This window comes from Acuticoccus kandeliae (assembly GCF_003073115.1).
In genome coordinates this window covers 40122-60551 of sequence record NZ_QBBV01000003.1, presented here as the reverse complement: position 1 = coordinate 60551, position 20430 = coordinate 40122, and the positions used below count along the sequence as shown (strand labels likewise).

14 protein-coding genes are annotated in these 20430 nt (G+C 71.2%); 2 read left to right on the top strand and 12 right to left on the bottom strand.

All coding sequences use genetic code 11. The annotated features are described in order from the left end of the window. Positions 1-216: 216 nt before the first annotated feature. Both DBV35_RS19585 and DBV35_RS19580 read right to left on the bottom strand, forming a co-directional pair. Positions 217-1341: an acyl-CoA dehydrogenase family protein gene (locus DBV35_RS19585; RefSeq protein WP_108662074.1), complete on the bottom strand. Its 1125-nt coding sequence runs from the start codon at positions 1339-1341 to the stop codon at positions 217-219. Between the two features lie 9 nt (positions 1342-1350). Then, on the bottom strand, positions 1351-2541 hold the full coding sequence (locus DBV35_RS19580) for an acyl-CoA dehydrogenase family protein (RefSeq protein WP_108662073.1): 1191 nt from the start codon (positions 2539-2541) through the stop codon (positions 1351-1353). A 194-nt stretch (positions 2542-2735) separates the two neighbouring features. Between DBV35_RS19580 and DBV35_RS19575 the strand changes: the two genes are divergently transcribed. Together DBV35_RS19575 and DBV35_RS19570 are read left to right on the top strand one after the other, a co-directional pair. Continuing rightward, positions 2736-4763, top strand: coding sequence for a methyl-accepting chemotaxis protein (locus DBV35_RS19575; RefSeq protein WP_108662072.1), 2028 nt, complete (start codon positions 2736-2738; stop codon positions 4761-4763). A gap of 106 nt (positions 4764-4869) precedes the next feature. After that, positions 4870-5244 carry a hypothetical protein gene (locus tag DBV35_RS19570; protein ID WP_157961864.1) on the top strand — a complete coding sequence of 125 codons (375 nt, stop codon included), beginning with the start codon at positions 4870-4872 and terminating at the stop codon, positions 5242-5244. A gap of 25 nt (positions 5245-5269) precedes the next feature. On the opposite strand, the gene DBV35_RS19565 is transcribed toward DBV35_RS19570, so the two are convergent. The 10 genes from DBV35_RS19565 to msrP form a co-directional block, all read right to left on the bottom strand. After that, a complete protein-coding gene (locus tag DBV35_RS19565; protein WP_108662070.1) occupies positions 5270-6043 on the bottom strand; it encodes an SDR family oxidoreductase in 774 nt (257 codons plus the stop codon). A gap of 115 nt (positions 6044-6158) precedes the next feature. Next, entirely contained in the window at positions 6159-7226 is a 1068-nt protein-coding gene (locus DBV35_RS19560; RefSeq protein ID WP_108662069.1) for a capsular biosynthesis protein, read from the bottom strand. A gap of 197 nt (positions 7227-7423) precedes the next feature. Further along, on the bottom strand, positions 7424-8107 hold the full coding sequence (gene grpE / locus DBV35_RS19555; RefSeq protein WP_108662068.1) for a nucleotide exchange factor GrpE: 684 nt from the start codon (positions 8105-8107) through the stop codon (positions 7424-7426). A 14-nt stretch (positions 8108-8121) separates the two neighbouring features. Beyond that, the gene (gene trxA, locus DBV35_RS19550) at positions 8122-8442 is read right to left on the bottom strand and encodes a thioredoxin (protein WP_108662067.1); all 321 of its coding nucleotides are present in this window, start codon (positions 8440-8442) and stop codon (positions 8122-8124) included. 60 nt (positions 8443-8502) lie between these two features. After that, positions 8503-11955, bottom strand: coding sequence for a double-strand break repair helicase AddA (gene addA, locus DBV35_RS19545; RefSeq protein WP_108662066.1), 3453 nt, complete (start codon positions 11953-11955; stop codon positions 8503-8505). After that, positions 11940-14846, bottom strand: a complete 2907-nt coding sequence (gene addB, locus DBV35_RS19540; protein ID WP_108662065.1) for a double-strand break repair protein AddB — start codon at positions 14844-14846, stop codon at positions 11940-11942. Before addB ends, addA begins: the two co-directional genes overlap by 16 nt. Continuing rightward, positions 14843-15541 carry a nucleotidyltransferase family protein gene (locus DBV35_RS19535; RefSeq protein WP_108662064.1) on the bottom strand — a complete coding sequence of 233 codons (699 nt, stop codon included), beginning with the start codon at positions 15539-15541 and terminating at the stop codon, positions 14843-14845. Before DBV35_RS19535 ends, addB begins: the two co-directional genes overlap by 4 nt. A 20-nt stretch (positions 15542-15561) precedes the next feature. Next, a complete protein-coding gene (tsaE, locus tag DBV35_RS19530) occupies positions 15562-16995 on the bottom strand; it encodes a tRNA (adenosine(37)-N6)-threonylcarbamoyltransferase complex ATPase subunit type 1 TsaE (protein WP_108662063.1) in 1434 nt (477 codons plus the stop codon). Further along, positions 16992-19268: a sensor histidine kinase gene (locus DBV35_RS19525; protein WP_157961863.1), complete on the bottom strand. Its 2277-nt coding sequence runs from the start codon at positions 19266-19268 to the stop codon at positions 16992-16994. The genes tsaE and DBV35_RS19525 overlap by 4 nt, the downstream gene beginning before the upstream one ends. A gap of 112 nt (positions 19269-19380) precedes the next feature. Beyond that, a complete protein-coding gene (gene msrP, locus DBV35_RS19520) occupies positions 19381-20382 on the bottom strand; it encodes a protein-methionine-sulfoxide reductase catalytic subunit MsrP (RefSeq protein ID WP_108662061.1) in 1002 nt (333 codons plus the stop codon). Positions 20383-20430: the final 48 nt, after the last annotated feature.

Below are 20430 nucleotides of genomic sequence, written 5' to 3'. Positions count from 1 at the left end.
GGGCGCGCAATTTATTGGCCGAGGGACCATCGCCACTTCAGCGATCGTTTGCAGCACTCAATATGTCCATTATGGATATTCTGACCGTGAACACCACGGGTTGCGCCGAAATCGGGACTCAGAAATCCTCAATCCGGGCAAACGCCTAGCGCACGGGCGGCCGTCCCCGGCCATCACCCGACATTTTTCCGCACGGGTCAGGGGCGAGGGACGGGCTCAGCCGCCCCGCTTCAGCGCGACATAGCGCTCGAGGTGGAAGTCCGTGTCGCCGAGCTGATGGTCGATCATCACGAGGCGCTTGGCATAGTGGCCGAGCGGATACTCCCACGTCATCCCGATCGCCCCGTGGAGCTGGATCGCCTCCTCGGCCACCATCCGGCCGACCCGGCCCACGAGATTCTTCGCCCCCGAGAGGGCGAGTTCGCGCGGAAGCCGCGCCGCCCCGTCGACGGCGCTCGCGGCGCGAATGACCGCCGAACGGACCGTCTCGATCTCGATCGTCATGTCCACCATGCGGTGCTGCAGCGCCTGGAAGGCCCCGATCGGCCGGCCGAACTGGTGGCGCTCGGCGAGGTAGCGCAGCGTCATCGCCTTCACCGCCTCCATCGCCCCCAGCGCCTCCGCCGAAAGGGCGAGAACGCCGAGCCCCAGCACCTCCTCGATCAGCGGATAGGCGTCCCCCGGCGCGCCGATCACCGCATCGGCTCCGACCAAGACCTCGCTGAGCACGAGATCCGCCGCCCCGCCGCCATCGACCGTCGGATAGGCGATCCGCGTGAGGCCCGGCGCGTCGGCGGGAATCGCGAAGAGGGCGAGCCCATCCTCGTCCCCCGCCTCTCCCGCGACGCGCGCGCTCACGAACAGCGTATCCGCCTGGTCGGCACCGAGGGCGACGGCCTTCCGCCCATCGATCCGCCAGCCGTCACCCGCCGCGACGGCCCGGGTCTCGATCTCGGCCATGTCGTACCGGCTCTGCGGCTCGTGGTGGGCGAAGGCGAGGCGCGCTTCCCCGGCGATGGCCGCCTCGACGAGGTCGCCCCGCCCGCCCGCCGCCGCGAGGCGCGCGCCGAGCACCCCCGTCGCGAGCGCCGGCTCGAGGACAAGCGCGTGGCCGAGCGCCTCGAACACGGTGGCGATGTCGAACCCGCCCCCGGCGAAGCCGCCCGCCTCCTCCGGCACGAGCGCGCCGATCGCGCCGAGATCGCAAAGCGCGCGCCAGAAGGCGGGGTCGTGGCCGGTCTCCAGCCGCGCCGCCATCGCCTCCGGCCCGTGACGGTCGGCGAGGAAGCGGGCGAGGCTGTCGGCGAGCAGGCGGCGCTCTTCGGTCGGCTCGAAATTCATGGAGCCTCCTCAGAGCCCGAGCATGTGCTTGGCGATGATGTTCTTCTGGATCTCGTTCGATCCGCCATAGATCGAGATCTTGCGGTTGTTGAAGTAGGCCTCCGCCCGCCGGCCGAGCGCCTCCGGGCGGACCTCCAGATTGTCGCCCGCGTCGAGATCCATCAGCACCGGGGCGGCATATGGCCCGAGCGCGCGGCGGGCGAGGTCGTTGATCGCCTGGCGCAGGACCGTGCCCTTCACCTTCAGCATCGAACTCTCTGCGGCCGGCGCGCCACCGGCCTCCACCGCGGCGAGGATGCGCAGATTGGTGAGCTTCACCGCCTCGAGATCGATCTCGATCTCGGCGATGCGCGCCGCGAAGACCGGATCCTCGATGAGCGGCCGCCCGCGCCGCACCATGGTGCGCGCCGCGTCCTTCACCTGTTCGAGCCCGAGCGCGGCGAAGCCGAGCCCCGCGATGTTCGTCCGCTCGTGGGTGAGGAGATATTTCGCGCAGTCCCAGCCGCGATTCTCCTCGCCGACGAGATTGGCGACCGGCACGCGCACATTGTCGAAGAAGACCTCGTTGATCTCGCGGCTCCCGTCGAGGAGGCGGATCGGGCGGACATCGATGCCGGGCGTCGCCATGTCGATGAGGAGGAAGGAGATGCCCGCCTGCTTCTTGCCCTCGGTGGCGGTGCGCACGAGGCAGAAGATCCAGTTCGCGTGCTGGGCGTAGGTCGTCCAGGTCTTCTGCCCGTTCACGACATAATGGTCCCCGTCGCGCACGGCGCGGGTCGAGAGCGCGGCAAGGTCGGAACCGGCGCCGGGCTCCGAATAGCCCTGGCACCACCAGTCCGTCCCGTCGAGGATGCGCGGCAGATAGTGGGCCTTCTGGGCGGCCGTGCCGAACTTGATCAGCACCGGGCCGAGCATCTTGAGACCGAACGGGACGATGCGCGGCGCCCCGGCGAGGCAGCACTCCTCCTCGAAGATGTGCTTCTCGACCGCGCTCCACCCCGTCCCGCCATACTCGGTGGGCCAGTTGGTCGCGAGCCAGCCGCGCCGGTTCAGGATCGCGTGCCAGCCCTCCATGTCGGCCTTCGTGAGGGAGGCGTCGGAGAGCACCTTGCGCGAGAGCGCCTCGGGCAGCTCGGCCTGCAAGAACGCGCGCACCTCCGCCTCGAAGGCTTTCTCGGCCGGCGTGTAGCTGAGATCCATCGCTTCTCCCCCGCCGCGCCTCTTGAAGGGCGCCCCGTCCGGCATCGAGCTTAGACCGGATCGCACGGCCCCGGACAAGGCTTGCCCGGCCGAGGCCAGCGCCCGGCGCCGCCAGTCGAGCCTCGCGCCATCCTCGCCCCCTATCAGTCACACGCCCGGCGAGGGGTGCGGCAAGAACGGGGGCGGCGTAGGCGATGCGACTGAGCGCAAAGATCATGATCCTGGCGGCGATATCCGTGCTCGGCGTCGTCGCCATCACGGCGAACGGCCTCGTCCAGGACTACCAGCGGTGGCGGCAGGCCGAGGAGGCCGAGATCCGCATCGCCCGCACCCCGCTCTTCAGCGGCCTCGCGCACGAATTGCAGAAAGAGCGCGGCCTGTCCGCCGGCTATATCGGCTCGCGCGGCGCGACCTTCGCCAACGCGCTGAACCAGCAGCAGCGCGATACGGACGCGGCGCTCGCGCGCGTGCGGGCGCTCCTGCCCCAGATGCGGGCGGGCGCGGAGCGCGTGGCCGAGATCGACGCCCTCGACCGCACCCTCTCCCACCTCGCCGCGTGGCGGAACAAAGTGCTCGACATCGCCGTCCCGGTCTCGGAGATGGCCGGCTTCTACACGGGGATGATCCGCCAGCTCCTGGACCTGTCGACCATCCCGTCCGAGCTCGTCGAGGACGCCGAGACGATCCGGCAGGCGACGGTGTTCTTCACCATCATCAACGCCAAGGAGGCGGCCGGGCTCGAGCGGGCGATGGGCGCGACCGGTTTCGGCTCGGGCGCCTTCGCGCAGCCGATCTACGAGCGCTTCATCCGCCTCGGCGCGCTCCAGGACGGCTACCTGGAGGTCGCCCACCGCAAGGCCACCGCCGAACAGAGCGCCCTCATCGACCGCACCCTCTCCGGTCCGGTGATCGAGCGCGTGGAGGCGATGCGCACCGTCGCGCGCGGCAGCGCCTTCGGCACGCCGGTCGCGAGCGTCACCGGCCGCGAATGGTTCGAGGCCTCGACGGCGCGCATCGAGCTCCTGAAAGCGCTGGAGGAGAGAGTCGTCACCGACCTTGTCGCGGCCTCGGAGGCGGCCGAGCACGCCGCGCTGCGCGGACTCGCGATCACCGGCGGCATCGGACTCGCGATCGTCCTCCTCACCACGATCCTGTGCTGGCAGATCACCCGCTCGCTGAAGCAGCCCATCCGCGCGATCGTCGACAAGCTGCGCCGCGTCAGCGACGGGGACGCCGACCTCACCATCGAGGAGACGGCGCGGCGGGACGAGATAGGCGACATCGCCCGTGGCCTCGAGATCCTGCGGCAGAAGGAGAAGGAGCGGGTGCGCCTCGTCGAAGCCTCGCGCGAGTCGCAGGCGAGCGAGGTCCAGCGCGCCCGGCGGCTCGAGGAGGCGATCGAGGGGTTCCGCAGCCGGGCGGAGGACGCGCTCGCCGAGGTCGACCGGATGGCGTCGCTCCTCGCCACGGTCGCGCGCTCCCTGACCGACGCGGTGGACATCACGAACCGCAACACCGCCGACGCGCAGAGCTCCTCCCTCCAGGCCAACGAGGCGGTGGAGGACGTCGCGACCGCCGTCAGCGAGCTGCAGGGCTCCATCGCGGAGATTTCGAGCCGGATCGATTCCTCCCAGCGCGCGACGGACGAGGCCGCATCCGCCGCCGCCTCCGCCTCCACGCGCATCACGGGCCTTTCGAGCGCGGCTCAGTCCATCGAGACGGTGGCGACGATGATCGCGAAGATCGCCGCGCAGACGAACCTCCTCGCCCTCAACGCCACGATCGAGGCCGAGCGGGCCGGCGCGGCGGGGCGCGGCTTCGCCGTGGTGGCGCACGAGGTGAAGGAGCTCGCCAATCAGACCGCAGCCGCGACCAGCGACATCGCCAAGCAGATCGCCGAGATCCAGCGGGAGACCAGCGCGGCGGTGAGCGGGATCGACGACATCCTGAAACGCTTCGACGCGCTGAAATCGTCCGCCCTCGGGATCGCCTCGGTGATGGCGCAGCAAAACCAGGCGACGCGCGACATCAGCGCCGGCATCAACAGCGCGTCGAGCGGGTCGCGGGTGGCGAGCGACCGCGTCGTGAGCGTCGTCAGCGCGGCCGAGCGCACCTCGGGCGACGCGAAGGAGGTGCAGACGGCCTCGGCGCGGATGAACGAGGTCTCCTCGCACCTGCGCGCCGTCGTGACCGATTTTCTGCACGGCGTGCGCGCAGCCTGATACACTCGGTCCGCGTCATCGGGTCGTCACCCATGCGGACGACACTGTTGTCGATCAGGCCGGCGGGCCCTTCCAGCCTTCCGGCAACACGACGGAGCGACGCGCCATGATTGTAGTTCGACCGGTGATCCTCGCGGCGCTCGCCGCGGCGTCGCCCGCCATGGCGGACGATTGCGCCACGCTGCGCGCCGCGCACGGCCCCAGCGTCTACATGTGCTCACTGGCGTTCAATGACGGCAGCTCGGCGAAGTCGAAGCATTCCTGCTTCGTCGATGTCGACGAGGGGTTCCGCTGGATGGGCCAGCAGGCGTCCTTCGCTAAGGGCCCGATCTTCGTCGGCAACTGCCGCAACGACGCGGGCATGGTCCGCTATCGCGACTGGGCGGCGACGAAGGGCCTCGACGAGAAACCGGACGTGCGCATGCCGAAAAACCCGACGAGCCCCGCCGAACAAGCCGCCGAGGCCGAACGGGCGCGGTAGGCCGCGCCCTCCAGAGCGGTGAGCCTCAGAGGCTCACCGTGATGCCGCCGTCCACATAGAGCGTGTGGCCGTTGACGAAGCTCGACGCGGACGAAGCGAGGAAGATGCACGCGCCCACGAGCTCGGGCAGCTTGCCCCAGCGCCCCTGCGGCGTGCGCTTGCAGAGCCACGAATTGAAATCCGTGTCGGCGATCAGCGCCGCATTCAGCGGCGTCTCGAAATAGCCGGGCGCGATGGCGTTGACGTTGAGACCGTATTTCGCCCAGTCCGTCGCCATCCCCTTGGTGAGGTTCGCGACCGCCCCCTTTGACGCCGTGTAGGGCGCGATGCCCGGCCGCGCGAGCGCCGACTGCACCGAGGCGATGTTGATGATCTTGCCCGCACCGCGCGCGATCATATGCCGGGCCACCGCCTGGCCGACATTGAAGACGCTCGACACGTTGGTGCGCATCAGCCGCTCGAAAGCCTCGGCCTCGAACTCCTCCAGCGGCCCGCGATGCTGCATCCCCGCATTGTTGACGGCGATGTCGATCGGCCCCTTCTCCGCCTCGTAGAGATCGATCGTGGCGCGCGCGGCCGCGTGGTCGGTCGCATCGAAGGGCAGCGCCTCGACGCTTGCGCCGGCGGCTTCGAGACGGCTCACCGCCTCGGCGAGGCGGCCCGCGTCGCGGCCGTTCACGACCACCTTCGCCCCGGCCGCCGCGAGCCCTTCGGCGAGCGCGAAGCCGATCCCCTGGCTCGATCCCGTGATCAGCGCCGTCTTGCCGTCCAGCGAAAAGAGCGCGAGCCCCGTTGCCATGTCCCGTCCTCCGATATCCGACTGACGAGTAGCGGCTGCCGCGTGGCCACGCCAGCGGATCTTCCGGCGACATCCACCTTTGCGGGACGCGCCCTCTCCGGCCGCCCCTCGCCCGTCAGCGGATCCCGAGCGCGCGGGCGCGCCCGTAGCGCGGCGGCGGCCCCTCGGTGGCGCCCGGATGGCCGACGGTCCCGGCCGCGATCCGCGCCGCCATCTCCTCGGCCGCGCGGACCGTGCCGGCGCGCGAATAGATCGTGCCGCGCACCTGGATCGCGGCGACGAGCGCCTTGCGGAAATCGCGGAAGAGGTCCGGGTCGGGCGGGGTCGCCTCGCGCCAGAAGGCGTCGAGCGTGCCCTGGAAGGTGAGGCCCGGCACGTCGTAGATCGCCGGGGACATCGCGAAGGTCGGAAGCCCGGCCGCGAGGGCGTCGAGCGCCGCGCTGGAGTTGACGGTCACGAGGCCCGCCGCGTCCGCGCACCAGCGGTCCATGCCGAGCCCGTCGACGAAATCCACCCGGTCGCCGATGCCCGCCACCATGGCGATCGCCGGCACCGTCGCGTCCCAGTCGACCGGGCCGAGATCGCCCGGATGCTTCTTGACGACGAGCCGCGCGTCCGGGGGGGCGTGCGCCGCGAAGGACGCGAACACCTCGCCGAGCGCCTCGGCCATGTTTTCAAGCTGGGAGTTCGCACGGATCTGGAAATCCGTGTCGGTCTGCATCGCGAAGAGGAAGAAGGGCGGCTTCAGCCGGTCCCGCACCTCCTGCGCGGCCGCGTCGCGCGCGCCCTTGTGCCCCTCGCGCCAGAGGAAACGGGCGTAGGCGACGAACGGGTGATAGAGCCCGTGCGCGCGATAATGCGGGTAGAGGAACCAGAGGAAGACGTTCGGCAGGCTGTTCGAGAGGTCGTCCACCGTCTCTAGCCCCGCCTCACGCGGGTAGAGGACGCCCGTCTCGACCTCAGGCGCGCCGGCCGCGATCGCGCGGATCGCGTCGGGATCGGTCGGGAAGAGGGAATCGACGGAGTTGCCGTTGACCTCCAGCGTCATCCAGTCCGGCCGCAGATAGCCGAGCTCGGTGACGAGCACGTCGATCCCGCGCCGCCGCGCCTCCGCGGCCGCTTCGAGGTGATAGGGCCGGCGCTCGGAATGCATCAGCACCGCGTCGATGCCGTGCTTCTCCATGAACGCGCCGACGAAGGCCGGCCAGTCCGCCTTGCGGCCGCGAAAGGATGTGCCACGACGAAAACCCCAGGCGACACGGTCGCCTGGGCACAGATTGATCCGGTGCGTGGAGATCCCCGCCGCCTCCAGATTCGCCGCGATGCGGCGGTAGAGGGGCGAGAGCGGTCCTTCGAGGAGGAGGACCGCCTTGGGCTTCCTCAGGCCGCGCCTCCGTCGGATTTCTCCTCCGACGGCTGCTCGGCCTCGGGGGCCTCCTTCGGCGCCTCGCCGGGCTTCGGACCGCCCTTCGAGACCCCGACCATCGCCGGACGCAGCACGCGATCGCCGATCATCGAGCCCGCCTGCATCACCTGCAGGACGGTGCCGGACGGCACGTCCGGATTCTCGATCTCGTACATCGCCTGATGCTTGTTCGGATCGAAGCGCTGGCCGGTCGGGTCGACGACCGTCACGCCGTGACGCTCGAACACCTGCTTGAGCTCGCGGTCGGTCATCCGCACCCCGTCGAGCAGGCTCTGCACCTCGGGCGAGAGGCCCTCGGACGCCATGCCCTCAACGCTCTGCAGGGCGCGCTGGAAATTGTCCGCAACGGTCAGCAGGTCACGTGCAAAGCTCGTCACGGCATATTGCCGTGCGTCCGTCACGTCACGCTGCGCACGCCGGCGCACATTCTCCGCCTCGGCGAGGGCGCGCAGCATCTGCTGGCGCATCTCGTCGCTCTCGCGCCGCAATTCTTCCATTGCGGCCCCGAACGCGTCGGGCGCTGAATCCTGTGCCGCACGGTCGTTCGCGGCGCCGCCCATGATCTCTTCGGCTTCGGGAACCAAGCTTTCTTGGGCGTGCGCGTCCTTGGACGCGCCCGTCTTGTTGTCGTCTGCCATAGCCGCCCCTGCGGTTAGATGGACGAATTGATCCAGTCGACGAGCTTGCCCTTCGGGGCGGCCCCAACCTGGGTCGACGTCGGCTCACCATTCTTGAACATGATGAGCGTCGGGATCGAGCGTACGCCGTACTTCATGGCGACGCTCTGATTCTCGTCAACGTTCAGCTTGGCGATCTTCACCTTGCCTTCCATCTCGTTGGCGATTTCCTCGAGGGCGGGCGCAATCATTTTGCAGGGACCGCACCACTCGGCCCAGAAGTCGACGACCACGGGCTCGGCGGAGTTGATGACGTCGTCGTTGAAGGACGCGTCCGTAACGGTGGAGGGGGACATGCCTCACCTTTTACTGTGTCGGAAAAGTTGAATGGTACGTATGGACGGCCCGGCACAGCGTCAAGCAGCAGCGGTGCCGGTGACGACCTCGACGACAGGCAGAACCCCGTCGAGATCCATGAATCGCGGGCCCGCCGTCCAGACGATTCCGGCCGAAACGCGTCGTCCGGGACACATCGCCACCACGAGAGCACGGTAAATGGCGAGTTGAAGCCGGTAGCCCTCGGGCGCCCATTCGGCCCGCTCCGGGACAGCGCGGTCGGTTTTGAAGTCGACAATCAACACCTTGTCATGGCTGAATTGCAATCGGTCGATACGTCCGGTCACCCGGCGGACGCTTCCGTCGGGCAGGCGCACGTCGCCGGTGACGTCGACCTCGCGCCGCACCGTCCCCTCGCCCAGCATGTCGAGCGCCAGCGCCGCGCGCGCCTCGGCAACGATCGCCGCCGCCGCGCCCGGCAGGAGGTCGGGGAAGCTCGCCGCGACGCGCGCCGCCATTTCGGCCTCGCTCTCCCCCTCGCGCTCCAGGAGGACGTGGAGGATCGTGCCGAACTCGGCCGCGGCGAGCGGACGCCGCTCCACGAGGGCGGGCGCGGCGGCGATCTCGTGCTCGCCCGCCGAGGGGGCGAGCGGCTCGGGGGCGAGGCGGATGTGCGGGGCCGGCGCGCCGAGCCAGGCGGGCAACGGCTCCGGCGGGCGCGGCGGCGCGTCCTCCTCGGCGGCAGCGGCTTGGGTGGGCGTGGCGTCGGGGTGGCGCCAGCGCAGGACCGGCCCGGCCTCGGTCTCGATCGTCTCCGCCTCCGCGCCCAGCGCATCGGTCACGATCTCGTGCCACATGCCCGCCGCAGGCCGCAGCGAGCGGTAGGCGCCGCAGATGACGAGATGCCGCTCCGCCCGCGTCATCCCGACATAGAGGAGGCGGTGATGCTCGGCCCGCTCGGCGACCTCCGACTGGGCCATCTCCACTTCCACCAGCGCCGGCCGGTGTGCCTTGGTCGGGGCGAAGAGCACGGCGTCGGCGGCCTTCCTGGCGGGCGGCTCGTCGAGCGGAAGGGCGTACTGGTCCGACCCGGCGGGCTCCGGGCGTTCGGGGATGGGGAGGACCACGGTCGTCCCGCCTGTCTGGCGCTGGATGACGCTGGACCCGACATCGGCGAGGAACACCACCGGCGCCTCGAGCCCCTTCGAGCCGTGGACGGTCATCACGCGCACCGCGACTCCCTTCCCCTCGGCGGCGCGGCGCAGCTCCTGCCGCGTCTTGGAGAGGCGCAGGAGGAAGGTCTCCAGCGAGGGGATGCCCCGCCCCTCGTGCTCCAGCGCGAGGTCGAGGAGCGCGTCGAGCGCATCCTCCGCCTCGCTCCCCATCCGGGCGGCGAAATCGGCGCGCCGGCCCTCGCCGATCAGGATGGACGCCAGGAAATCGAACGGGCGCTCCCGCCGCGCCGCGCGCCCCCAGCGCAGGAGCGTCGCGTGCGCGGCGACGGCGCGGGCGTCGCCCGCCGCGAGCGCGGCAAGAAGCGTGCCCTCGCGCCCGTGGGCGACGGCGAACAGGTCCTCCTCGCCGAAGCCGAAGAGCGGGCTCTTCAGCACGGCGGCGAGCGACAGATCGTCCGGAGTCACGAGCGCGCGGGCGAGCGCCAGCATGTCCTGCACCGCGATGTGGGCGGTGACGTCGAGCCGGTCGGAGCCCGCCGTCGGAATGCCCCGGCGCTTCAGTTCGCGGTTCATCAGCGTCGCGAACGGGGCGCGCTTGCGAGCGAGGATCATCACGTCACCCGGCTTGATCGGCGCCCCGCCATCAGGACCGACCGCGCACCACGCCTCGATCTGGTCGGCGATCGCGCGCACGAGCTTCACCATGCCCGCATTCTCCGGCGCATGGTCGAAGGGGAGGTACCATTCCTTCGGCTGCTCCGACTGGGTGTCGCTGAAGAGCGGCCAGACATCGACACCGCCCACCCGCGAGCGCACCGGAATGTGCCGCACGCTCCCCGCCGCGGCCCGCACCGAGGCGGCCAGCGCGTCCATGCGGAAGACGCGGTCGACCGCCGACAGCACCTCAGGCGAGGAGCGCATCGAATGCGCGAGGTCGACGGCGTGAAAGGGAATGCCTGCGGCAGCGGCGCTTCCGCCATAGGCATCACGCATCTTTGCGAAGAGATCGGGCGCGGCGCCCTGGAACGAGTAGATCGACTGTTTCTCGTCGCCGACGACGAAGAGCGTGCGGTGGGCCTCGCGCGCACCGTGGCCGGCGAAGAACTCCTCCGTCAGCGCCTCGACCATCTGCCATTGCGGCGGGGAGGTGTCCTGCGCCTCGTCGACCATCACGTGGTCGACGCCCTCGTCGAGCTTGAAGCGCACCCAGGCGGCGGCCGAACCGGCGCGCACGAGGTTCATCGCCCGCTCGATCTGGTCGTCATAGTCGATGAGGCCGCGCCGCCGCTTCTCGGCCTCCAGCACGCCGAGCACCTGCCAGGCGAGCTGGACGAGGGGCACGGTCGCCGCGATCGCGTTCCGCGCCTTCTGCCGCTCCTGCCAGGCCGCGAGGCGCGCCTGCTCGGCCTCGATCATCTCATCGAGGGCGGGAAAGCGCTGCCGGACGGGTTTCGTCACGACGCGGCTCGCGGCACGGGGCGCGCCATCGTCCTTCAGGAAGATCTGCGCCCAGAAGAGCTCGCGCTGGGCCGGCTCCTCGCAGCCGAGCGCGCTGGCGAGACGTTCGGCCGTGTCGCGCGAGTGACCGCCGAGCGTCAGGAAGTCGAGAAGCTCGCGGCAGAAATCGGCGCCCCAGGCGCAGGGCGTCTCGTCCCCGTCGGCGATGCCGAGCGCGGCTTCGAGGTCGGCGGTGAGGCGCGCTGTGCCCGTTCCGGTGCGCAGCCAGGGGGCGAGGTGCTGGCGTTCGGCGAGCACGGCCCGCAGCGCGCCCGAGAGGCCGCCGTCGGAGATGTGCGGCAGCAGCGCCTCGATCGCGGCGGCGATGGGGCCGTCCGGCTCGGTGGCGCCCTTGGCGAGGACGGTGGCGATCGCGCGGTCGGTCAGTTCCTCGCGCGTGCCGTCGTCGAGCACCTGGAAGGAGCCGGAGATGTTCGCCTCCAGCGGGAAGCGGCGCAGCAGGGCGGCGGCGAAGGCATGGAGCGTCTGCACCTTCAGTCCGCCCGGCGTCTCGAGCGCCTCGGCGAAGAGGGTGCGCGCCCGCGCCATCGCGATCGCGGGGTCCGCCTCCGGCGCCAGCACCGCAACCCGCTCGGCGAGCGCCGCGTCCGGAAGCGTCGAGAGGCGGGCGAGTTCGGCGAAGACGCGCTGCGCCATCTCCGCCGCGGCGGCGTTGGTGTAAGTGAGGCAGAGGATCGAGCGCGGCGCGACGCCAGCGAGGAGCAGCCGCACGACGCGCTGGGCGAGCACGTAGGTCTTCCCCGCCCCGGCATTCGCCGAGACCCAGACGGACGCACCGGGGTCGGAGGAGCGGCGCTGCGCGGCGTCCGCCTCGGGCGGAACGATCAGCTGTTCTGCCATTCGCCCGTCCTCGCGAGGTGGTCATAGTCGCCGTCGATGACGAGCTCCTCCTTCGGCCGCGCCCGCGAGAGGTAGCCCATCGCCGGATCGTCATAGCGGGCGAGGAGGGCCATCAATTCGGCGAGCGTGTCTGCGGCCAGCGTCTCGGCATCGTCGGCGGCGATGCCCTTCCAGGCGACCGGCACCCTCCCCGCGCCAAGCTCCACATAGGAAAGGTCCCGGATGGGCTCGGCGGGATCGATGTCGGCGACCGCCCCGGCGCGCAGGAGCGCGGCCTCCAGCGGGAGTTGCGGCTCGAAAAAGGTCGTTACCTGCTTCGCGGTAGGGGCCTTGCCGGACTTGTAGTCGATGAGGGCGAGGCTGCCGTCGCGCATCCGGTCGATCCGGTCGATCCGGCCGCGCAGGACGACCCCGTTCGCGAGCGTCGTCTCGGCGGCGATCTCGACGAGCGATCCGGCGACCGAGGGCGCGCGCTCGGCCTCGATCGCGACCACCTTGTCGGCGATGTACTTGAAGCGCGCGCCCCAGAGGGCCTGCGCGTCCGGCGCGTTCTCCAGCGATTTCAGCGCGTCGTCGACGAGGGCGTGGAAGCGGGCGACGGCGTCCGGCACGGTCTGCAGGCGGTCGCGGATGAAATGGGCGAGCACGTCGTGGATGATCTCGCCGCGATCGCCCGCGCCGGGATCGGCCTCCAGCGGGTCGAGCGGGGATAGGTCCAGCACGCGGCGCGCGTAGATCGCGTAGGGATCGCGCACGAGCCGCGCGACTTCGGTCACGCGCAGCACCTTCGGACGGGCCGCGAGCGGCGGGCGCGGCTCCGGACGCGGCGCGGGGGGCATCGCGTCCCGCGCCTCCAAGGCGGCGGCGAGGCGGACGAGCGCCCGCCCCCGCTCGCGCGCCACCTCGATCGCCTCGCCCGCGAAGGCGGCGAGCCGCAGCCACCAGCGGGACGGGACGGACGGGCCGTCCCCCGCCTTGCGCGCCCGCGTCAGCGTCACCCGCTTCTGGTGCGCGGCCATCACGAAATCATGCGCCGAGAGGCCGATCCGGCGCTCCGGCAGGTCGATGCCGAACGCGCTCATCATCCCGCGCGACATCCACGGCCCCGCATCCGGCAGAGCGGGCCAGGTGCCCTCGTTGAGGCCGCCGAGGATCGCGTGGTCGAACGCCTGGAGGCGCGCCTCCAGCGGACCGAGAATGCGCACCGCGTCCTCGCGCGGCGCGCCGCGCACGACGATCCCCGAGAGGAGCGCCTCGAAGGTGGACGGCCAGTCCCCGGCCGGGATGGCGAGCTCGGTGCGCGCCGAGAGGCCTTCGAGCGCGGCGACGATGGCGGAAAGGTCGGGGCTCGCGACGGCGTCGGGCGCAACGCGGGCGAGCGCCGTGCGGTGGGCGCGGGCGAGGGCGCCGACGGTCCGCGACGTGCCGCGGAGCGCGATGAGGGGCGCCAGCGCCTCGGCGATGGGTCCGGCGACGCGGTCGGCCGCCTCCCCCTTCGCCTTCATCGCCGCGAACACCTTGCCAGGCGCGAGGCGCGGGCCGCGGAACATCTTCTCGATGGCGAGGATCCCGGCGCGCATCTCGGCCGGGTCGACGGAGAAGGTCGCCGCCGGATGCTTGAGGAGGGCGAGCCATTCGGCCGCCCCGCCCGAGAAGGCCACCGCCGCGATCAGCCGAGCGAGGATGCCGGCCGAGGTCCCGGTCGCGGGCTCGCCGGCCGAATCGTCGACCGCGATCTCCCAGCGGGTCAGCGCGTGGCGCACGCGGCGGGCGAGCGTGCGATGGGGCGTGATGAGCGCCACCGTCTCGCCGCGCTCCACCGACTGGCGCATCGCGACGGCGATCGCCTGCGCCTCCTCCCGCTCGTCCGCCGCCTCGACGAGGGCGACATTCTCGAGCCCGGCCGAAAGGTCCGTCGCGGCGCGGTCCGCGAGCCAAGCGCCCGTCGCGGGCGCCGGCCGGAGCGCGGCCGACAGCACCGCCGTGCGCGCCGGATGGACGCCGGAGGGGCGCGGGGCGGAGAGGCGTGCGACGTCCGCCGGCGCGAGGCCGAGCGCCTCGACGAGCTGGTGCATGCCGAACTGGGGATGGCCGGGCGCGTCGGCCGCATCGACGAGCCCCGTCCAGTCCGCCGCGCTCGCCGCGCGATCGAAGCCCGGCAGCACCACGGCCCCCCAGGGGCTCTCGGCGATCGCGCGGATGAGGCGGCGCGTCGCCGGCATCGAGCCGGTGGAGCCCGCGACGATGATCGGCCCCCTCGCGTGCGCGACCCGCAGCGCGGCCGCCTCGGCCTCGAGGCGGCGCGCCGTCGCGGCGCTGATGCGGCCGGTGGCGGTGAGATGGTCGGGCCAGGCCTCGGTCGCGATCGTGAGGAAGCGGGTGGTGATCTGCCAGTGCTCGGCGAGGTCGGCGCGCTCCACGAGGCCCGGCAGGTCCGCCCAGTCGACCTCCTGCGTCTCCACCTGGTCCATCAGCGCGATGAGATCGTCGGCGAGGCGCACCGAGTCGGCGCCGGAGGACGGGACGAGCACGCGCCCGTCGGGCTCCGCCTCCTCCGCCTCTTCGAGCGCCCCGGCCCAGGCGCGGATCAACCGTGCGAGGACGACGCGCGCCTCAAGGATGTCCATGACGGCGCCGCTCTCGACCGCCTCGTCCTCGGCGTCGCCGAGCGCCTCGATGCGCGGAAGCGCGGTGGCGCCGCCGCCGGCGGCCTCGAGGAAGGCCGTCGCGAGGGCGCGTGCGGCGCGGCGGGTCGGCAGGTAGATGGTGACGTCGGCGAGGGCCAGCGGGTCGTCGGGCACGGTGCCGCCCGGCCACAGCGTCCCGTCGCAGATGCGCGCGGCGAGCGTCGCGAGGAAGGGGTCACTCGGATCGACCGAGTAGACCCTCATGCCGCGCTGGCGAAATAAGCCCGTTCCGCCTCGCGGATCGCGCCCGGCGTGCCGACATGCAGCCAGAGTCCGTCGAGCCGGAGGCCGTGGAGCCGCCCCTCCTGGATCAGCCGGTTGAAGATCGTGGTGAGCGGGAACTTGCCCTCGGGCGCCCCGTCGAAGACCGACGGCGACATCACCGCGCAGCCGGCATAGACAAAGGGCGCGACCGTCCGCTCACGGCGCCATTTGAGGCGCCCGTCGGTCGAGAGCTCGAAATCGCCCGACCCGTCATAGCCCACGGCGCCGACCGTCGGCGCGAGGAGGAGGAGGGCGTCCATCTTGTCGGGGTCGAAGGCGGAGAGGAGGCGGGGGAGGTTGGCGCTCGCCCCCTCGATCCAGAAGGTGTCGGAGTTCGCCACCACGAAGGGCGCGTCGCCGAGGATGGGGAGCGCCTTGACGATGCCGCCGCCGGTGTCGAGCGCGGCCTTGCGCTCGTCCGAGATCAGCACCCGGTCCCCGGCGCGGCGGCGCACATGCACCTCGATGAGGTCGGCGAGATAGTGGACGTTGACCACGATGCGGCGGACATCCACCGCGTCGAGCCGGTCGAACACATGGTCGATCAGGGCCTTACCGGCGACCTCGATCAAGGGTTTCGGCGTCATGGCGGTGAGGGGGCGCATCCGGGTGCCCCGCCCTGCGGCGAGCACCATGGCCGACAGTCCAGTGGCGCTCACGAGACCTCGCTGAGAATGGTGGTATGGCGTGCGAACCAAGCCTTTAGCGGCTCAAGGGCCGGTTCGGCACGAAGATTCTTCGCGAGCTGCCGCTTCAGCCGGGGCAGGTGCGCGAGATATTGGGGCTTGCCGTCACGGTCGTTGAGGCGGCGGAAGACGCCGAGAATGCGCGTCGCCCGCTCGGCGCCGACGATGTGATAGGCGCGACGCCAGGCAGTGACGTCGAGGCCCGGCCGGGCGGCGAGGTAGCGCGCGACAAGCTCGGCCTCGATCTCGTCCGGCACGTCGACGCGGGCGTCCTGCGTCAGCGAGACCACGTCGTAGACGCTCGGCGCGAAGAGGGCGTCCTGATAGTCGATCCAGCCGATCTTGTGGACGCCCTCGCGCTCGGGGAGCCAGAGGAGGTTCGGCGAGTGGACGTCGCGGAGCGCGAGGTGATCGTCGGCGTGGCCGATCCCCTCGATCGCCGCGCGCCAGAGGGCCGCGAACTCCGGATCGATCGGCGCGCGCAGATACCATTCGGGGAAGAGCGCGACCTCGACGGCCGCAAGGTCCGCGTCGAAGCGCGGCGGGGTGTAGGCGGGTGGGCCGGGCAGGATCGCGGGCGGCGGGGCCTGATGGAAGGCCGCGATCGCGTCCGCCGCGGCGCGGTAGCGCTCGGCGACCATCACCCCGTCCACCGCGATCTTCTCGTCGCCGAGATCCTCCTGGAGGAGGCAGCCGGCCTCGGCGTCGACCGCCAGCGTGCGCGGCACCGTCAGCCCGCGCGCGGCGAGGAGGGCGCCGACGGCGAGGAAGGCGCCCATGTTGCCGTCCGCGAGGCGGGCGCGCACCGGGTAGGAATCGGGCGGCGGCACGAAGGACGGCGCGTCCATGAGGACGGCCCGCTCCTCGCCGCGGAAGAGACGCTCATAGCGCCGCGTCGAGGCGTCGGCCTTCAGCACGGTCCGTTCGGCCGCGCCCCAGCCGGCCTTGTCGAGGAAGGCGGCGAGCACGTCCTGCCGCGCCAGCGCATCCGTGAAGGTGGAAGGAGCCTCGATCGTCACTCTCCGGGCCTCGTCCGCGTCGCCAAAACCGATCTCGACGGTGATGGGCATCGCCTCGCGGGGCCATTCCACGAGCTCGACGGCGTCACCTTCGCCGAGGCCGAGCTCGACAAGCTCATCATCGCCGGACACGCGGTAGAGGTCGACGTGCCTCACCGCAAGCCTCAGATCGTAGTCCTGCACCAGGGTGAAGGTCGGGCTCGGCACTTCGAGCGCCGGATCCTCGGCGATCGCGCGCAGGATCGCCCGCGAGAGGGTGGTCTTCCCCGCCCCGAGATCGCCGACGAGGGCGACCCGGTCGCCCGGCCGCAGCACGCGGGCGATGGACCCGCCGAGGGCGGCCATCGCGGCTTCGTCGCGAATGTCGATCCGGACGGTGCTCACGCAGCTCGCTGCACCGGTGCGCGATCGGCCACCGCGCCCGAGTCGGCGGTCAGCGGGAAGCGGACCACCAGCTCGGCCCCCGCCCCGTCGACCGGCGCGACCGAGACGGACCCGCCATGAAGCTCGACGAAGCTGCGCACGAGCGACAGGCCGAGACCGACCCCGCCGCGCCTGCCCTGCGCACCCGTCGTGTGGAAGCGCTCGAACACCGCCTCGGCCTTGTCCTCGGCGATGCCGGGGCCGTGGTCGCGCACGGAGACGGCGACGAAGGTCCCGTCGCGCTGGGAGGCGACGACCACCGCGCCGCCCGGCGGCGAGTGGGAGATGGCGTTGGAGACGAGATTGAAGAGCACCTGGCGCACCCGCAGCGGGTCGGCATCGAAGACCTTCGCGTCATCGGCGATGTCGATGCGAATGTCGATGGCGCCCTCCGCAACCCTGTCCTTCAGCCCGTCGAGGACCTGGCGGACCGTGTCGGCGATGTCCACCGGCTCGACATTCAGCTCCATGATGCCGGCATCGATGGTGGCAAGGTCGAGGATGCCGTCGATGATGACGAGGAGCGCCTCGGACGAGGCGGAGATGTAATTGGCGTACTCGCGCTGGCGGTCGGTGAGGTCGCCCGTCTCCGGCCGCGCGAGGAGCTGGGTGAAGCCGATGATCGTGTTCAGCGGCGAGCGCAGCTCGTAGGAGACGTGCTCGATGAAGGCGTTCTTCAGCCGGTCCGCCTCGACGAGGGCGTTGTTCCGGTCGACGAGCGCGCGGGCGATGTTCACGCTGTCGGTGACGTCGGCGAAGGTCGCGAGGGTGGACCCGTCCGGCAGCGGCGAGAAGGCGTAGTCGAGCACCTGCCCGCTGGTGCGCTCCAGCCGGCCGCTGACATTGATGCGGTGGTCGGTCATCCCGGTGACGCGCTCGATGAGGGCGTCCCACATCTCCCGCTCGTCGTCCGGGGCGCTGGCGGCGAGATCGCGGACGTGCTCGCCCACGTCCGCCGGCGGCGTGGAGGTGACGAGCCAGAAGGCCGGGTTCGCGAGGCGCAGGAGGCCGTCGGGCCCGAAGGTCGCGATCCCCTCGCCGAGGCTGTCGATCGTCTCGGCCTGGACGCGGGAGAGGGCGTTATAGTTGCGCTCGAGCGCGAGCTGCTCGGTGACGTTCTCGTAGATATAGGTGACGCCGCCGTCCGCCCCCGGATTGGCGATGACGCGCAGCGTCTGCCCGTCGGGCAAGTGCCACCAGCGCTCGAACCCCTCGCGCGTCTCGTAACCCTTCAGCTGTTCGCGCTTCCACGACTTGAAGTCGGCGGTCTCGGGCAGGCGCCGCTCGGCGCGCAGGCGGTCGAGGACGCGCTCCTCCGGCGGCGACTGCTCCAGGAAGGCCGGCGGCAGCGCCCACAGCGTCTGGAAGGCGGCATTGTGGAAGGTGAGGCGGCGGTCAGAGCCGTAGATCGCGATCGCGGTGGCGAGCCGGTCGAGCGTCGCCGCGTGGCTCTCCAGTGCGCGCGCCTGGTTGGTGATGGCGAGCGTCGCGTCCGTCACGTCGATCGCGAGCGCGGCGAGGGAGGTGTCGCGGTGGTCGGCCGTCACGTCGAGGATGCGCCGCTCGCCCGCGACGACGGTCTGCACCCGCTCGTGCGCGACGCCGCCCTTGCTCGCCGCGAGGAGCTGGGCCGAGGCGTTGGCATCAAGGAGCGGGAGGGGGCCGAGCGCGGGATCGGCCCCGGCGCCGCGCTCCACCGCGCGCGTGTAGGCGGGGTTCGCCCACATCGTCTCGCCCGTCTCCGTCGCGACCCAGGCCGCGTGCGGCACGCGCGCGAGGAGGCCCTCGATGATGCCGGCGATCCCCTCCAACGCCGCGCCCGGCTCGAAATGGGCGGTGGGCTCCACGAAGAGGGTCGGGTAGCCGCCATCGAGCGTGCCGATCACCATCGCGCCGCCATTGGCGCCGGCGATGCGCTGGCGGAAGGTCGCGCCGGTGGAGAGGAGGCGCGCGACGGCCTTGTCGAGCTCGCTCGCGGGGGCGTCGCACTGGTCGAGCGCGGCGAGGAGCGGCTGCGGGACCGCGCCGCACGTGATGCGCTCGCCCGTCGGGCTGACGCGCACCGCGCCGCTCGCCCCGCGCTCCATCGCGCGTGACGCGAGCGCGGCGCGCGAGGCCACCGCCGCGCAGCTCTCCTCGGAGCGATGCGCGGCGCCGATCGCAAGGCGCGCCTTCACGATGAACGCGGCGGCCAGCGCGCACGCCGCCGCCGTCACTGCCCAGGCCGCTAGCACCGTTTGGCGCCCTCCGGCGCGTCGCGGTTCATGCCATCATCCCATCCGCCGAATCAGCCGGCAGGATACAGGCTTGGGCGCCGCCTTGAAATGGCGGCGGCGCCGCGGGGGCTCAGAAGAAGATCTTCTGGTCGCCGAGATCCTTGTAGAGGCCGGCCACCTCCTCGGCGTAGCCGTTATAGAGAAGCGTCGGGATGCGGTCGTTGCCGCCGAGCGGCTCCTCCATCGCCTGGCTCCAGCGCGGATGCGGCACCTCCGGGTTCACGTTCGCCCAGAAGCCGTACTCGCTCGGCGCGATATCCATCCAGAACGAGCTCGGCTGCTTGTCCGTGAAGGTGAAGCGCACGATCGATTTGACGGACTTGAAACCGTATTTCCACGGCAGCGCGATGCGCAGCGGCGCGCCGTTCTGCTCCTCGATCGGCTTGCCGTAGAGCCCGGTCACCATGAAGGCGAGCGGGTTCATCGCCTCCTCCATCGTCACCCCCTCCACATAGGGCCAGGGGTACCAGCTCTGGCGCTGGCCGGAGGCGACGTCCGGGTTGAGGAAGGTCTCCATCCGGATATAGCGCGCACCCGAGGTCGGCTTGGCGAAGGCGACGAGGTCGGCCAGCGGAAAGCCCGTCCACGGCACGACCATCGACCACGTCTCGACGCAGCGATGGCGGTAGACGCGCTCCTCCAGCGTCATCTGGCGGATCAGCGAATCGATATCGACCGTCTTCTCCTCCTCGACCATGCCGTCGAAGGTGACGGTCCAGGGCCGGATCGGGAGCTTCTGCGATTCGGCGGCGATCCGCTTGCTGGTGCCGAACTCGTAGAAGTTGTTGTACGACGTGGCGAGGCTCTCGTCGGTCAGCGGGCGCATGACCTGATAGGCCTCGTTGCGCGGGGCCGGGTAGAGATCGGCCGTCGGGTCGACCTCCGCGTCCGGCTTCGCCCCGCCCGCGCCGAGCAGATTGTCGAAAAAGCCTGCCTGTGCGGGCGCTGCGATCCCCGCGCCGAGGATGCCGAAGCCAGCGGCCTTCAGCAGTGCCCGGCGGTTCCGAAAGACCGCCTCCGGTGTCACCTCCCGCTCGGGCAGCGCCCAGCGAGGTTTATGGTGGATTTGCATTCGCGGGCCTTTCACACGATCTTCGCAATCAGTGGTCAAGTTAGACCC

Coding starts and splice junctions, on each gene's coding strand:
- DBV35_RS19570 (WP_157961864.1), top strand. CDS start 4,870: ATGATTGTAGTTCGACCGGTGATCCTCGCGGCGCTCGCCGCGGCGTCG.
- DBV35_RS19560 (WP_108662069.1), bottom strand. CDS start 7,226: ATGGAGAAGCACGGCATCGACGCGGTGCTGATGCATTCCGAGCGCCGG.
- grpE (WP_108662068.1), bottom strand. CDS start 8,107: ATGGCAGACGACAACAAGACGGGCGCGTCCAAGGACGCGCACGCCCAA.
- DBV35_RS19565 (WP_108662070.1), bottom strand. CDS start 6,043: ATGGCAACGGGGCTCGCGCTCTTTTCGCTGGACGGCAAGACGGCGCTG.
- DBV35_RS19535 (WP_108662064.1), bottom strand. CDS start 15,541: ATGGTGCTCGCCGCAGGGCGGGGCACCCGGATGCGCCCCCTCACCGCC.
- DBV35_RS19580 (WP_108662073.1), bottom strand. CDS start 2,541: ATGGATCTCAGCTACACGCCGGCCGAGAAAGCCTTCGAGGCGGAGGTG.
- addA (WP_108662066.1), bottom strand. CDS start 11,955: ATGGCAGAACAGCTGATCGTTCCGCCCGAGGCGGACGCCGCGCAGCGC.
- DBV35_RS19585 (WP_108662074.1), bottom strand. CDS start 1,341: ATGAATTTCGAGCCGACCGAAGAGCGCCGCCTGCTCGCCGACAGCCTC.
- trxA (WP_108662067.1), bottom strand. CDS start 8,442: ATGTCCCCCTCCACCGTTACGGACGCGTCCTTCAACGACGACGTCATC.
- msrP (WP_108662061.1), bottom strand. CDS start 20,382: ATGCAAATCCACCATAAACCTCGCTGGGCGCTGCCCGAGCGGGAGGTG.
- addB (WP_108662065.1), bottom strand. CDS start 14,846: ATGAGGGTCTACTCGGTCGATCCGAGTGACCCCTTCCTCGCGACGCTC.
- DBV35_RS19575 (WP_108662072.1), top strand. CDS start 2,736: ATGCGACTGAGCGCAAAGATCATGATCCTGGCGGCGATATCCGTGCTC.